11 protein-coding genes and 1 tRNA gene are annotated in these 14,672 nt (G+C 53.6%); 9 read left to right on the top strand and 3 right to left on the bottom strand.

From position 1 onward, the window contains the following. Positions 1-349 precede the first annotated feature (349 nt). The 8 genes from IQ254_RS07545 to IQ254_RS07510 all read left to right on the top strand — a co-directional run bounded on the left by IQ254_RS07545 (position 350) and on the right by IQ254_RS07510 (position 8,020). On the top strand, positions 350-2,704 hold the full coding sequence (locus IQ254_RS07545) for a toll/interleukin-1 receptor domain-containing protein (protein WP_193965558.1): 2,355 nt from the start codon (positions 350-352) through the stop codon (positions 2,702-2,704). Positions 2,705-3,348: 644 nt separating this feature from the next. Continuing rightward, the gene (locus IQ254_RS07540; protein ID WP_193965557.1) at positions 3,349-3,573 is read left to right on the top strand and encodes a type II toxin-antitoxin system HicB family antitoxin; all 225 of its coding nucleotides are present in this window, start codon (positions 3,349-3,351) and stop codon (positions 3,571-3,573) included. Between the two features lie 172 nt (positions 3,574-3,745). Beyond that, positions 3,746-4,204: a hypothetical protein gene (locus IQ254_RS07535; RefSeq protein ID WP_193965556.1), complete on the top strand. Its 459-nt coding sequence runs from the start codon at positions 3,746-3,748 to the stop codon at positions 4,202-4,204. A gap of 161 nt (positions 4,205-4,365) precedes the next feature. Continuing rightward, positions 4,366-4,686 carry a DUF433 domain-containing protein gene (locus IQ254_RS07530; RefSeq protein ID WP_193965555.1) on the top strand — a complete coding sequence of 107 codons (321 nt, stop codon included), beginning with the start codon at positions 4,366-4,368 and terminating at the stop codon, positions 4,684-4,686. Between the two features lie 680 nt (positions 4,687-5,366). Then, on the top strand, positions 5,367-6,131 hold the full coding sequence (locus IQ254_RS07525) for an MBL fold metallo-hydrolase (protein ID WP_193965554.1): 765 nt from the start codon (positions 5,367-5,369) through the stop codon (positions 6,129-6,131). Positions 6,132-6,240: 109 nt separating this feature from the next. Next, a complete protein-coding gene (locus tag IQ254_RS07520) occupies positions 6,241-7,551 on the top strand; it encodes an aminopeptidase P N-terminal domain-containing protein (RefSeq protein WP_193965553.1) in 1,311 nt (436 codons plus the stop codon). Between the two features lie 2 nt (positions 7,552-7,553). Further along, complete coding sequence (locus tag IQ254_RS07515) at positions 7,554-7,820, top strand: hypothetical protein (RefSeq protein WP_228040325.1); 267 nt, start codon at positions 7,554-7,556, stop codon at positions 7,818-7,820. A 127-nt stretch (positions 7,821-7,947) separates the two neighbouring features. Further along, a tRNA-Val gene (locus IQ254_RS07510) sits at positions 7,948-8,020 on the top strand. 552 nt (positions 8,021-8,572) lie between these two features. On the opposite strand, the gene IQ254_RS07505 is transcribed toward IQ254_RS07510, so the two are convergent. The 3 genes from IQ254_RS07505 to IQ254_RS07495 form a co-directional block, all read right to left on the bottom strand. Next, the gene (locus IQ254_RS07505) at positions 8,573-11,647 is read right to left on the bottom strand and encodes a M10 family metallopeptidase (RefSeq protein ID WP_193965552.1); all 3,075 of its coding nucleotides are present in this window, start codon (positions 11,645-11,647) and stop codon (positions 8,573-8,575) included. Positions 11,648-11,815: 168 nt separating this feature from the next. After that, positions 11,816-12,391, bottom strand: coding sequence for a DUF1036 domain-containing protein (locus tag IQ254_RS07500; RefSeq protein ID WP_228040324.1), 576 nt, complete (start codon positions 12,389-12,391; stop codon positions 11,816-11,818). A gap of 136 nt (positions 12,392-12,527) precedes the next feature. Next, positions 12,528-13,136: a C2 domain-containing protein gene (locus tag IQ254_RS07495; protein WP_193965550.1), complete on the bottom strand. Its 609-nt coding sequence runs from the start codon at positions 13,134-13,136 to the stop codon at positions 12,528-12,530. A 125-nt stretch (positions 13,137-13,261) separates the two neighbouring features. On the opposite strand from IQ254_RS07495, the gene IQ254_RS07490 reads away from it, so the two are divergent. Then, entirely contained in the window at positions 13,262-14,662 is a 1,401-nt protein-coding gene (locus IQ254_RS07490) for an AAA family ATPase (protein WP_193965549.1), read from the top strand. The last annotated feature ends 10 nt before the right edge of the window (positions 14,663-14,672 follow it).

Raw genomic sequence — 14,672 nt, 5'->3', positions numbered from 1 at the left:
AGTTATGGACCGACTGGGCACTCCAACTGATAGCGCTCAAACCCCATAAACATCGCTATTTTCAGCGTGGTCTCTATGCTCTATCCCTGATGCAGCAAGCTCTTTAGGTACGTTGTCACCCGTTAAGCCTGGTTACATGCCCCCGGTTCGTAGGGGCATAGCATGCTATGCCCCTACGAGGTTCCTAATTGTGAATCGGGGTTTTCCGAAGCGGATTTCGTATAATCCCCCTACCTGTAGAGAAGGCTATTGGAGCAAACTGCACGGAATTTGCCCTTCTAGACTTGAAGGCTGAGGTTAGGATTGACGAAACCTCCCCGTTACTGCCGCTGCCGACAGCCCCGCCCCAATGCCCAGCATTTTTATCTCCTACCGCATTAGCGACAGCGCTAATATCACCGATCGCATCCGCGAGCGACTGGCCAGGCACTTCGGGGCCGAACAAATTTTCCGCGATGTGCAGTCTATTCCAAAGGGGATAGACTACCGAGATTACATCGACAACGAACTCCGCAATTGTCAGGTGATGGTGGCGGTGGTTGGGCCGCAATGGTTGAATGCTACTGATGCTGAGGGCAACCGCCGCCTTGATCAACCCGACGACTGGGTGCGGCGAGAAATTGAGACGGCGCTCCAGCGAGGGATTCCTTTGATTCCGGTGCTGGTGAACCAGGCCCAACAGCTCAATGCCGCAGAGCTGCCCGACAGCATTCAGGCACTGGCCTACCGCAGCAGCACCACCGCCAGAAAAGACCCCGACTTTGACCCCGATATGGCCCGCCTGATTGAGAGTTTGGGGGCCGTGCTGGCCGGGGCGCGGCCCCCCGATCCGATTCCCCACAACTTGCCCCGCAGCGGTGCGAAAGCCTTTGTGGGGCGTGAGACCGAGCTGGCCGAGCTGCATACCCAACTGCACCAGACCGATCGCATTGCGATCACCGCCATTCGCGGCATGGGGGGCATTGGCAAAACCGAGCTGGCGTTGCAATATGCCCGCTATCACCTCGCCCAGGGCACCTACCCCAGCGGCATCTGCTGGCTCCAGGCCAAAGAGCAAGACATCGGCACCGAGATCGTCAACTTTGCCCTGGTTCATCTGAACCTGACCCCGCCCGATGGGTTAGATCTGCCCGACCAGGTTGACTTTATTTGGCGACATTGGCCAAGCCAGACAGGCGATGTGCTGGTTGTCATTGATGACGTCAGCGGCCTCAACGAGAATGCCGCCTACAGCGCCATCGCCCCCTACCTGCCGCCCACCGAGTCGCGCTTTTGGGTGCTGCTCACCACCCGGCTACAGATGGGCGAGTCGATTCGCACCTACCCCATCGATGTGCTGAGCGAAGCCGCCGCCTTAGACCTGCTGAGGTCGCTGGTAGGAGCCAATCGGATAGACCAGGATCTCGACACCGCCCAGGCCCTCTGCCACTGGCTGGGCTACCTGCCCCTGGGGCTAGAGCTGGTGGGGCGCTTTTTGGCCCGCAAGCCCACCTGGCCCCTGGCCAAAATGCAGCAGCGGCTGAACGACAAGCGCCTGGAAGCCCGCGCCCTGTGCCAGGCCCAGGCCGATATGACCGCCGCCCACGAAAGCATCGCCGCTGCCTTTGAGCTGAGCTGGCAAGACCTGGAGCCCGAAGCACAGGAGTTGGCCTACCGCCTCAGCCTGTATGCCCTGGCCCCGATTCCGTGGGAGTGGATAGAGGAATGGTACGAGGGCACCGACCCGGACGAGGTCGAAGACTGGCGCGATGAAGGGCTGGCTAGCCGCAGCCTGCTGGAGGTAGAGGCCGTCACCAACACCGTGCAACTGCACCAGATCATTCGTGAGTTTTTTCGCACCAAGCTAGAACAGTGGAGTGAGGCTGAAGGGCTGAAACAGACCTATTGCAGGGCCATGGTGCAAATCGCCCAGGGCATACCCCAGACCCCCACCCGCGAGCAGATTCTGGCGGTGACGCCAGCGATACCCCACCTGGCCGAGGCCGCCACTACCTGGCAGCTATGGATCGAGGATGATGCTCTGATATGGCCCTTTATCGGACTGGGGCGATTCTACGACGGACAGGGGGCCTACGGGCAGGCCGAACCCTGGTGGCAAGATTGTGTGACGGCAACGCGCGATCGCCTCGGCGAGGCCCATCCCGATGTCGCCTCCAGCCTCAACAATCTCGCGGAACTCTATCGGTCGCAGGGGCGCTACGAGGCCGCCGAACCGCTGTACCTGGAGGCGCTGACGATGCGCAAAGCGCTGTTGGGCGAGGCCCATCCCGATGTCGCCTCCAGCCTCAACAATCTCGCGGAACTCTATCGGTCGCAGGGGCGCTACGAGGCCGCCGAACCGCTGTACCTGGAGGCGCTGGCGATGCGCAAAGCGCTGTTGGGCGAGGCCCATCCCGCTGTCGCCACCAGCCTCAACAATCTCGCGGGTCTATATGACTCGCAGGGGCGCTACGAGGCCGCCGAACCGCTGTACCTGGAGGCGCTGACGATGCGCAAAGCGCTGTTGGGCAAGGCCCATCCCGCTGTCGCCACCAGCCTCAACAATCTCGCAGTGTTGTACGCAAATCAAGGGTTATACCCGCAGGCAGAACCGCTATTGGTGCAGGCCTTGGCCATGAGGCAGCAGCTATTAGGGCCAGAGCATCCCCACACGCAATCGACGCAGCAAAGCCTGGAGATTTTGCGCGGCTGGATGACCTCCTGAGGCCAGAAACCGGGTTTCTGGGCCGACGGCCTTTACCCCCGCGTACCCGCCCAGAAACCCGGTTTCTCCACCCGCAAGCATCCCCGACCTCGGTAGGGTGCGATCGCGACCTCACTCTCTCAGGCCACAACTCTGCGTGGGCACCAGGGTACAAAGATCCCAGGGTTCTTGGGGAATGGCCACCGCCTTTGGTACCGCCCAAGATAGAACCCTGGGATCTGGCGGCGAGCATTCTCTTCCCGCGTAGGGTGCGATCGCGGCCCCGCTATCCCCCTGCCGCCCCTAGCCCACTTCTAGCTAGCCGCACCGCACCGCCTATCTGTATCGAGTTTCTCCGTAACGCGAGCGGTGCATCCCGTCTCCAGGCTAGAAACCGGGTTTCTCCTGTTCACTCGTTCCCATGCTCTGCGTGGGAATACACCCCTGAGGCTCTGCCTCTTACAACGGGCGGCAGAGTCAGAGCACAGCTTCAACACCCGTAGGGGCTAGAGGCTCTGCCCCAGCAACTAGCGGCAGAGCCGCCCAACCAGGCTGCCCAGGCAGAGCCAGGGCACCATAGAGAAGCCCTGCTGCAACAGCTTCAACCAGCCGAGGTCTATTTTAGATCTGGTAGAAACCCACAATCTAAAGTTAGAGGACTAGCCGTGAAAGACTACCACATCAATATTTTTTACAGCGACGAAGACAAGGGCTACATTGCCGATATTCCTGATTTAAGCTATTGCTCGGCCTTTGGCGAAACCCCCATGGCTGCCCTACAGGAACTGACCCTGGCTAAGCAGGTCTGGCTAGAGGCTGCCCAGGCTGAGGGCAAACCCATCCCGCCACCGACCTATCGCCCCATTATTTACCAACTGACATCGGCCTAGTCTCCCCTGCCCTACCGAGGCTCTGCCTCCAGCCGCTAGCGGCAGAGCCGCCAAACCAAAACAGGAATCCCGTAGGGGCATTGCAGTGCAATGCCCCCACCAATCGGGGGTATGCACATAGGATTCGGTATTAGATTAAAATTGGGCCACAGCGGGACGTTCGCCTACCCCCATGAACCGATGGATCAACTTTCTGGCCCTGATTCCCAGCACGACCCTCACCCTTCTGATTATCGGCGTCGCGTTTTTGAGATTCTACGATGAAAACGACTTCACCCTCCTCGGACAAGTCACCAGCCCCAGACTCTGGAGTAACCGACTCACTGTGGCAGCCATCCTGGTGGCGCTGGTTAATTTCGGCATTGAGTGGGACCGTCGAAACCGAGAAACAGATCGCCTGGCTCAAGAAGCACAACGAAGCGCTGAGGAAGAGCAACGAAGAGGCGAGGATAAAGCACGAGCAGAAAATGAACGAGCTGAGGCAACAGAACAAGCGACTCGCCGAACTCGAATCGAAGTTGAACGAGATCTTGCACTCCTGAGTTTTCTGGCTGACCCCTCTGATCAAAATCAGCGGCAGCTGACACAGGTTCTGGCGCTGCTCGGCGAATACCGCGACACCCTCAACTGAGTTGGGAATGCTCCACCGAGGCTCTGCCTCCAGCAAATAGCGGCAGAGCCGCCAAATAAAACTGCCCAGGCAGAGCCAGGGCATCAGGTTGAAGCCCTGGTGCAACAGCTTCAACCATCCTGGGCCTATGATTGTTGAACGTGCGATCTGAGGTGACCCCGATGCAGCTCGAAGATTATTTTGACTTCCTGGCCGCAGACGATATTCGTCTTAAAGACACCCGCATCGGCATTGAGACCGTCCTCTATGACTATATTCACGGTTGCCAAAGCCCAGAAGAAATTGCCCAGACCTATCCTGGGTTAACCCTAGAGCAGGTTTACGCTACGGTGCTCTATTACCTGCATCAACCCGACACCGTGCGCAACTACCTGCAACACTGGCTAGATCACTCGCTCCAGGCTGAACAGCGCCAAGACCAAAATCCTTCCTCCCTAATTCAACACCTGATTCAGCTAAAAGCCTCTCGGCAGGCGGCGTGATGCTTCCATGGTGAAGTTTTTGCTCGATGAGAATTTGCCAGGACTGTATCGGGTACAGCTGGGGCCAGAGCATCCCCACACGCAATCTATGCAACAAAGCCTGGTAAATGTCAGAAATGCGATGACCTCCTGATGCCAGAAACCGGGTTTCTGTGCCGACGGCCTATACCCCCGCGTACCGACCAGAAACCCGGTTTCTCCACCCGCAAGCATCCCCGACCTCGGTAGGGTGCCGTCGCGGCCTCACCCTCTCAGGCCACAACTCCCCAACCCCCGCCAGGCCATACCGCACCGCCTACCCATACCGAGGGGTATAGCCTAACCTACGGGCTGATCGAACTTCGACTTCGCTCAGTTCTCGATCCCTGAAGGTTGAGCGATCCCTGAAGGTTGAGCGAAGTCGAAACCTGGCCACCTGGTGTACCTTTTCCCTCGTTCCCAGACCCTGCCGGGGAATGCCCTACCGAGGCTCTGCCTCCAGCAAATAGCAGCAGAGTCGCCCAACCAGACAATAGCCCACTGAACGCAAACCCACATTCCAAAATCCAAAATCGCCAATCCAAAATCCCAAACAGCTCTGTCCAGTTCCCCGGCTGGTTTAAATTGAGAAAAAAACCCGCAGTTGACGGTCTACACTAGGCTAGCCGACGCTATACATACTGTGCGGGAGTGAGAGAGTGATGAAACGGCGACAACTACTGGGCTATGCGGGGGCAGGGGCAGGGGCCATCCTGGCGACAGGCTGGCTAAACCAGGCCCAGGCTCAAACGTCAGGGGTCACGATCAAGAGCCTGGGCCATACAGCCTTTCTCTTTACCGGCGGTGGACGCCGGATTTTGAGCAACCCCTTTCGCCAGATTGGCTGCACAGCAGGCTTTCCCTCTCCTGCCGTGGCCGCTGATATTGTGATGATCAGCAGCCTCCTGTTTGATGAGGGCTATCTCAACGACCTGCCCGGTGAACCCCGTATTTTGACCGACCCCGGCGTCTATGAATTTGAAAATCTGCAAGTGCAGGGCATTCTCACCCCCCACGATCGCGAGGGCGGGCGGCGTTTTGGCACCAACACCGTGTGGAAGTGGACCCAGGGCGGCGTCACCATTGTTCACATGGGTGGTGCCGCTGCCCCCCTCGGTGTAGAAGAACAGATTTTGCTGGGTCGCCCCGACATTATGCTGGTGCCCGTGGGCAATGGCCCCAAAGCCTACAATCCAGCCGAGGCGGTGCAGGCGGTGCAGGTGCTCAAACCCAAAATTGTGATTCCGACCCACTACCTGACTACCGCCGCCGATGAAGGCTGTGAGCTCAACCCGGTAGATGACTTCTTGGCGCTGATGCAGGGGACTCCGGTGACCCGCGCCACCAGCGGTGCCCTCACCGTTCGCCCCAACGATCTCCCCAGCCAGGGCATGCGGATTCAGGTGTATCAGTACCCCACTGCCTAAAACTTCGGTTTAGAAATCGGGTTGCTGCGGCCACAGCCGATATCCTTTAGCATTGATAAATGCAATCCGGTTTCTCGCTTCACTGCCCCCTCCCTACTGTTTACCGACCATGACCATACCCTACGCCCACCGCCGCCAGCGTGTAATGGATCTAGTCGGCGGTGGCACGGCCATTTTTGCCAGCGCGCCGCCGGCGGTGATGCACAACGATGTTGACTACCCCTTTCGTCAAGACAGCAACTTTTACTACCTGACCGGGTTTAACGAGCCGGGGGCGGTGGCGGTGCTGGCTCCTCACCACGATGAGCATCGGTTTGTGCTGTTTGTGCGGCCCAAAGACCCCGAGCAAGAGACCTGGTCGGGCTACCGAGTCGGCGTGGACACAGCGAAGGAGCAGTTCGGGGCCGACGAAGTCTACTCGATCGCCGAACTGGATGAGCACCTGCCCAAATACCTGGAAAAGGCCGATCGGCTCTACTATCACTTTGGCCACGACTCGGCACTCAACGACCGAGTGATGCGCCACTGGCAGCGGCTGCTGGCCACCTACGCCAAGCGCGGCACCGGCCCGGTGGCGATCGCCGATGCCACCCTGATGATGCAGACCCTGCGCCGGGTGAAGGGGCCAGAGGAACTAGAGAAGCTGCGGCGGGCGATCGCTATTTCAGCCAAGGCCCACAACCACGCCCGCGACATCACCCGCCCCGGTCGCTACGAGTACGAAATTCAGGCCGAGATGGAGCATATCTTTCGCCTGGAAGGGGCGATGGGGCCAGCCTACACCTCGATTGTGGCAGCGGGGGTCAACGCCTGCATTTTGCACTACGTCGAAAACAACTGCCAGATGCAGGAGGGCGACCTGCTGCTGATTGACGCGGGCTGCGCCTACGACTATTACAACGCCGACATCACCCGCACCTTCCCGGTGGGGGGGCGCTTTAGCGACGAGCAGCGGATTTTGTATGAGCTGGTGCTGGAAGCGCAACTGCGGGCGATCGCAGCCGTCAAGCCCGGTGCCCCCTTCAACGAGTTCCACGATGCCGCCACCCGCACCATCACCGAGGGGCTGGTGGAACTGGGCCTGCTGGCCGGTGACATCGACACCCTGATCGAAGAGAAAAAACACAAAGCCTTTTTCATGCACGGCACCGGCCACTTCTTGGGCCTGGATGTGCACGATGCCGGTATTTTGCGCAACCCCGACAAAACCTGGCAACCTTTCGAGGTCGGCAATGTGGTGACGGTGGAGCCAGGGATTTATATCTCGCCCACCTACGAACCGGTGGAGGGCCAGCCCCAGATCGACGATCGCTGGCGAGGCATTGGCATTCGCACCGAAGACGATGTGCTGGTCACAGACGCGGGCTGCGAGGTGCTGACGGCGGCGGTGCCCAAAGCCCTAGAGGAGATGGAGCGTTAGCTATGATCGGCAGTCAATCGACCGCAAAAACTCTGTTCCTGCTGGGCTCCATGGTGGGCTGGCTGATCGTGGGAGCGGCGATCATGTATCTCTTCCCTGCGATCGCCGACGGGCTGGTGGGCAACGATCTCACTCACCTGTGGATGATTAACCTTGCTCGCAGTGGCTACACCCCTTCCCTGGGCTGGATGGGTGGGGGGATAGCCCTAGCCCTAACGGTAGCGGGCAACTGGGTTTGGTACCAACACTTTGAAGGCAAACAGCGGTAGGCAAGGCTCCTAGAAGATTGGGCTGTTGCTTAGAAGATTGGGCTGGAGCTAAGGGGGTAAGTTGGTCGTGCGATCGCTCCAAACAGCCCCTATCCTCTGCTAAGATATAAAACTGCAAATGCAGCACGGGCGATTAGCTCAGTTGGTAGAGCGCCTGCCTTACAAGCAGGATGTCACTGGTTCGAGTCCAGTATCGCCCATAGGTTTCAGCCATCGGCAAAAAGCGTGAACTAAATATGAACTAGTTTTTGTGGCCGACTATCCTGTATTGGAAGATGGCTGTTTACCCAGCTTGGATTGGCTAGGAAGGTCATACTGAGTTCGAGCTCATGCTTGTAAGGCAGGCGCTCGAACTCTGGAAGTGTTGCAATTAGGCTGTTTCAAACTGTTAATATCTCATTGATCTAATTTTGATCTAGAAAGCCTATCAATAAGTTGTCAAGGCCAGTAGTAGTAATTGCTTTTCGGTTTGGGTTTTCTTTTGGTTATGCAGTATCTGAGCTAAACATTACTTATAAGAAGCTCTTCTTTCAGTGGGGCTAGATTATTTCGATGGAATCCACTCGCATGATATAGGCTCAAAGAGAGAAGCTTTAAGGGGCAACTTGGACTTGCCAGGTTACCTTGAGCTACATTTCAAAAGCCAAACCAGCTTCTCCGTTGACAGAGTTAGATCCTAACACCTAGACAAGAACCCAGAACTATGCTCTTCGCACAGTCCTGGATTAAAACCTATGCGGTTGTGAATGCTGCTAAACCAAGATGAAGTCCTGGCTGGAGAGGTTCAGCCCTGCGGATAGAGTGACAAACTGTACAGCAGCTTGACTGCCAGAGCCATCGGCATCGAAAGCCAGGGAACCATTGGTTTGGTTAAAAATGAACCGGTGATTGCCGTTTGCGGCAGCGGAGCCCAGCACGAACTGGCTGGCATCCAACAGTCCAGGATTCAGGCCACCGCCAAAACCACTTGCCAAGACCTGCAGCTTATCTCCTTCCAGCCTGTTAAAGTCGCTGATGCGAGCTGCTGCAAGACCTTGACTGGGAGAATTAAATGCAAAGGTATCAGCACCTTCCTGCCCAATCAGAAGGTCATTACCGCCGCCACCCAGCAGTAGGTCATCACCTGCTCGACCAACTAGAGTATTACTCTGATTGTCTCCTATAAGCTGGTCATCAAATTCGCTGCCAGTCAGCCATTCGATACTGATCAAAGTATCTTCTTCAGCAATTCCCGCTTCGTTAACAATCGTGGCTATGCCCATACTTAGGTCTGCTGTGACCCCTGCTGTGGCTGTCACATATGAAGCGCGATCAAGCCCGTCGCCTCCATCTAGCGTGTCGTTACCAAAATCTCCACGCAAAAAGTCATCTCCAGCTCCCCCTATTAGTTCGTCATTCCCGGCTCGCCCCATCAGGAGGTTGCTCTGATCGTCGCCAATCAACCGATCATCAAAATCGCTGCCCATAATCTGCTCAATGCTGATCAGCGTATCCGTTTCAGTTTCCCCCTCAGCATTTTTTGTGATAGCCGTCCCGAGCGTTAAATCGGCAACAATGCCTGCCCTGGAGGTTGCAAAACCGGCACGGTCGTTCCCATCGCCACCATCAATGACATCTGACCCAGTATCCCCACGCAAGATGTCGTTTCCCTCACCGCCGGATAAAGTGTCATTGCCAGCATCACCAACCAGAAAGTTCTCCTGAGCATCACCGATGAGTTGATCGGAAAGTTGACTGCCAGAAAGATCTTCAATACTGATCAGGTTATCGGTTTCAGCGGTGCCGTCCTGAAGGGTGATGGTGGCAGTTCCTTGGGTCAGATCCGCCTTTACCCCTGCACTAGTCGTTCCAAAAACCACTCGGTCGATGCCCTCTCCTCCATTCAAGACATCTGAACCCGCATCTCCCTGTAGAACGTCATTCCCAATACCGCCCCAGAGATAATCGTCGTCTTCACCGCCATTTAGACGGTCTTCGCCTGCTTCACCCCAGAGTTGATCGTTGCCAGAACCACCATAGAGTTTGTCACGGCCACTACTGCCATAAATCATGTCATGGCCTGCCCCGCCATCTAGGACATCGTTGCCTCCGGTTTGATTGGCTAATAAAATGTCGTGATTGAGGTCGCCTCGTAAGATATCGTTGCCATCGCTGCCAAAGAGTTTGTCGTCACCCAGTCCACCCACGAGTGTGTCACTGCCCGCGTCACCATAAAGTCTGTCACTCCCTGTGCCACCGTCTAAATGGTCGATGTCCTGGCCTCCATGGAGAGCGTCGTTACCATCCCAGCCATATAGGGAGTCATTACCTAGCCCTCCTTGAATGGTGTCATTCCCGGCACCACCGTGCAGCTCATCGTTTCCGGTTTCACCATCGAGGTTGTCGTCACCATCCCAACCGTCAAGCCAATCGTGGCCGTCTCCCCCTCGGAGCAGGTCGTTCCCAGTCCAGCCTTGAAGGGTATCGTTGCCTGCGGCTCCATAGAGAGAATCGTGCCCTTCACCTCCATTAACAGAGTCTTCATGGTTGCCACTGTCTACAAAATCATCGCCTTCTCCAGCTTCGATGATGTCATTGCCGTCTTCGCTGTAGAGAGTATCATTGCCAGCATTACCATAGAGAGTATCGTTTTCGGCCCGACCATTGATGAAGTCGTCTCCATCTCCTCCGTAAAGGGCATCATTGCCACGACCGCCATCAATATAGTCATTGCCAGCACCTCCATAAATAGTGTCGTGGCCAAAATTAGGATCTGGAACGCCAGTGAAACGGTAATCGTATTCGCCAAAGAGTTGGTCATCACCGCTACCTCCCCGTAAGAAATCATTGCCTCCACCAGCCAAAATAATGTCATTACCTATTTGGCCATCAATTAGGTCATTACCCAAACCTCCATCAAAAAAGTCGTTGCCTAAACCACCATAGAGCTGATTGGAAGCACTATTACCAATAATTGCGTCATGGCCAGTGCCACCGATTACATTTTCAATAACCACACCATAGGCAATTGCTAATGTTTTGGTCTCAGGTGCAACACCATTCCAGTAAGCAGGACCTAACTCGCTCCAGTGACCAGTATTCAGATTGATCTGAGCATCAGATGATTGGTTAGACCAATCAATAGTATCGATTCCACCTGCATCCCAAATCGTTTCAAAAATATGTTGTCCAGGGTTCCATTTATATGTGGTATTTCCTTTCCTGGTACTCATATTGGCCCCATAGAGGTACTGAATAGCTGCGATATCATGCAGCATAGGTGTAGTGGATGCAAAATCATTGATATATGGCCCTGGCCCTGGTTGATTGACATAAGATCTATAACTCATTACAGAGTATTGAATTGAGTCAATAGCCAAGTCAGCAACGGTACCAAATCCTGCCTCGTGGGGATGGTTGAGTCCAAGCGCATGACCGATTTCATGAAGAAGAACATTTGCGTAACCCGTTTCCCATAATTCCCCTACAGGGTAAGGATTCTGGGAATCAGGGCCGCTTCTCAAGCCAAAATCTATTTCAATAAAGTCCAACTCACCATCACTCTTCCACCAGGGTCTTGCTTGCGCTCCATTCTCTACCCAAGCGAACCGTAGCTGTCCGTTCCCGTTACTTGCTTCCTCAAATGTAATGTTTGCAATACTACTCCATGCGGCTAAACCAGCCTTAATTTTTTCCTTTTGGATCTCGCTTACATCATTTCCACTTCCAGAGGTATTACCAAAGCTGTAGGTAATTTTTGCACCTTCCCCTGTATCACCTCCCCACTTTTTGTTTAGCCACAGAAGAGAGTCGATATGATGCATTCCAGAAAGTTGTACATTACCCATCTTGAATTCCTCCAATAATTACTTGATTGCCAGGAAACAGCCACCTATACGCCGCCCGACTTATAAACAGTCTTTCCTGTCCTAACAAACATTGAACCTGGATTATGTAGACGAGGCTTATTTCGTCTAAGACCTTACTTTTCTAGGAATTAAATCTGCCTAGCCCTACTAATTTCCACAGCCCCAAAAATTACTGGCAGGGTCCCAAACTCGCATACCAATGCTTGCAGTATTTCCATTGATGCTATTGATATAAAGCTCACTACTGTCATAACAATTTGTTCTAGGTTGAATGTAGAAGCCGGAATGCCTTACAGCATCGGAAATGTACTCCTGAAAGGCAGGCCAAGAACCACTTCTAAGCCGGTCTGCAACATAGGAATTATCAAAGCCAACATTGAAAGCCCTGTGGGGAATATAGACATCCGAATCTGAGTATTCTGCATAGCAGTAGTCACCACACAAAGTGCCGTTGCCAATCCGCAGATATTCACCAGTTGACAAGTCTTTAGCCACTAAGAAATAACGTTTATTAATGCGGTAGTCATTGCCCTCAATCGTTGTATCTTCACCTGGTTGAAGCGTATGCCATCCACGACCACGAATTTGATCGCCTCTAAGAGTTACATAACCGATTTGAATAGACGTATCAGTTCTATTTTCCAGATAGAATTTGGCCATAGCAGATGGACAAGACAAAGCCATGGTTAGCAAAGTGAGTCCAAAGATATTTCTGAGCTTCATGGTTTTCCCTCAAACTAATGTTTTCAAATTCCCGATAATTTTGGCTTTGTGAAAATTTTTCAAGCGATCATTTCAGATGAGCTTATCCAAGTAAGATCTCATCAAATTGGGAGACAGATGTAGCCCAATAAGAAAACTAGTTATGAAAAGCTTCGACAGTAAAGTCAGCTATTACATGACTTCCTCGCAGCCGTTCACGAATCCGACATCCACCTTCTATAGATTGGCCCTGATAGATAACTTTGTCAGACCAGTTATCTACAGCAACGCCGTAGGTACAGTTGGAAATATTAACTATGTCAATTGAAGCATTGAGTCCTCTATCATCGCCTCCTCTTCTATCGTGATCCCATATTTCTATATCTATTGAATGGCTATTAGCACTTCTCACATTTCGACTAAATGTCCAGCGTGGGTTGATCGAATTACCCCCTACAATATTGGAGTGAAGCCATTGGTGGTAAGGAAATTTAACCTTTGCATATAGCTCAGCCGATCGTTTATTTGGAAGATTTCGATCTAAAAGCCTATGGACATCAACTGAGTTAATCGTCACTCTCAGATAGTCAGTATTTTGAGAAAGTGCAGGCTTACTTACTCCGATCAGGGCAACAAAAGTCGCGCTTGAGAGCAATCCTACGTATTTTGAAAAATCTTTCATGACTCCTCCAAAGTTTATTTTCATATAGTCAATAACTTGCTTGAAATTGCATGTCATCACAATAGCTTGAGGAGAATTCTTCATGCTACCCATCGGTATTGGTAATTTGATGGGTAGTTTTATTGGACATGGAATTCCGGTTCTCTTTTGGTTGATTTAAAGCTATCTTTGCTACTATGAATTAAGCAGACATGAAGGGGGATGAATTTATGCAAGACCCATTCGCAGACTTATTTCTAGAAGCTCATGAACAATGGGATTTAGAGGCATTAGCCTATGACCTGGCAGAGATCCGAGAACGCAGTCTGCCCCCTGTTGAACTTGTCTACTTGAGGGGCTTGCTGTGCTATTGTTCACCCCAAACTATCGCAGAAGCCTGTAATGTAGTTCCCAATACGGTCGCTAAACGGCTATCTACGGGTCTTTATCGCTATGTTGAGCAATTGCTGCAGACTAAATTTCAGCAAGCAGTCGCTGTCAATAGCTGGTCTGACATTCCTAAACTGCTAAGCCAGGTCGGTTATAAACGCACTCATTTTGCAGCGGAAAAGGGTAACCAACCGGTTCAACCAGGATCTCGGGAAAGCCTGATCGGCAAACCAGGTCTTGTCGCCTTCTACGGTCGCGAAACCGAGCTGGCCACCCTTACCCAATGGATTACCAAAGACAAAACCAAATTTGTGTCGATTTGGGGGCAGGGCGGTATGGGCAAAACCACCCTGGTCGCAAAGCTTGTCGAAGCCGTGGAAGCGCAATTCAACTTCATCATCTGGCGCTCCCTGCGCAATGCCCCCTCCTTCCAGACCTTTGCCTATGACCTGCTCAGCTTCATCCATGGGGGCTCCATTAACGACTGCCCCACTGCGACTACCGACCAAATTTCTGTGCTGTTAGATCATTTCCGCCAGCACCCCTATCTGGTCGTGCTAGACGATATTCAAACCGTGCTGGCCAGCAAAACCGCTGCCGGGCAATATCGGGAAGGCTACGAAGCCTATGGTGAACTGTTTAGACGCCTCGAAGAAGAACCGCTTAGAGACCAAAACCTCCAAGAAGAAGCCAAAAGCAGTTGTATCATCGTTACCAGTTGGGAGCAGTTACGCGAAGAGGGACGATTTACTGGCGAAGGGCAGTCCGTACGTTCCTTTAAGCTCAGAGGGTTGGGCACCGCTGCGGAACAAATCCTGGCTGAGAAAAAACTTGAAGACCGGGCTCTCTGGGATAACCTGATCCGTCCTTACGGGGGTAATCCCTGGGCGCTTAAGGTGATCGCCGACTATATCGATAAGACCTTTGCCGGTAGCGTGGCTGAATTTTTAGATCAGAACACCCTGTTCTTAGGAGATTTTGCCTATCTGCTGCATCAGCAGTTTGCGCGGCTTTCTCCCCCCGAGAAGCAGGTGCTGACTTACTTGGCAAAGGAAGATGTCCCCATGACCATTGCCGCTCTGGCCGAGATCATCCCAGGACCCATGCGTCGGTCTGAACTGATGACCATCCTGCAGTCCTTAAGTCGTAGAGCATTGGTGGAAACCTCCAGAGATGGCAAAGCAACCCACTTTAGTCTCCAGCCAACGGTGATGAAATATGTCACCTTTCACCAAAAGTAATAAGGAAACA

Source organism: Nodosilinea sp. LEGE 07088 (assembly GCF_015207395.1).
Taxonomy (GTDB): Bacteria; Cyanobacteriota; Cyanobacteriia; order Phormidesmidales; family Phormidesmidaceae; genus Nodosilinea.
Note: the sequence above shows the minus strand (reverse complement) of the source record. Positions and strands in the feature narration are given on the sequence as shown.

What these genes read in the sequence shown, in the direction of transcription:
- IQ254_RS07545 (WP_193965558.1), top strand. Translation starts at nt 350, where the DNA reads ATGCCCAGCATTTTTATCTCCTACCGCATTAGCGACAGCGCTAATATC.
- IQ254_RS07505 (WP_193965552.1), bottom strand. Translation starts at nt 11,647, where the DNA reads ATGGGTAATGTACAACTTTCTGGAATGCATCATATCGACTCTCTTCTG.
- IQ254_RS07535 (WP_193965556.1), top strand. Translation starts at nt 3,746, where the DNA reads ATGAACCGATGGATCAACTTTCTGGCCCTGATTCCCAGCACGACCCTC.
- IQ254_RS07515 (WP_228040325.1), top strand. Translation starts at nt 7,554, where the DNA reads ATGATCGGCAGTCAATCGACCGCAAAAACTCTGTTCCTGCTGGGCTCC.
- IQ254_RS07495 (WP_193965550.1), bottom strand. Translation starts at nt 13,136, where the DNA reads ATGAAGAATTCTCCTCAAGCTATTGTGATGACATGCAATTTCAAGCAA.
- IQ254_RS07525 (WP_193965554.1), top strand. Translation starts at nt 5,367, where the DNA reads ATGAAACGGCGACAACTACTGGGCTATGCGGGGGCAGGGGCAGGGGCC.
- IQ254_RS07500 (WP_228040324.1), bottom strand. Translation starts at nt 12,391, where the DNA reads ATGAAGCTCAGAAATATCTTTGGACTCACTTTGCTAACCATGGCTTTG.
- IQ254_RS07530 (WP_193965555.1), top strand. Translation starts at nt 4,366, where the DNA reads ATGCAGCTCGAAGATTATTTTGACTTCCTGGCCGCAGACGATATTCGT.
- IQ254_RS07520 (WP_193965553.1), top strand. Translation starts at nt 6,241, where the DNA reads ATGACCATACCCTACGCCCACCGCCGCCAGCGTGTAATGGATCTAGTC.
- IQ254_RS07490 (WP_193965549.1), top strand. Translation starts at nt 13,262, where the DNA reads ATGCAAGACCCATTCGCAGACTTATTTCTAGAAGCTCATGAACAATGG.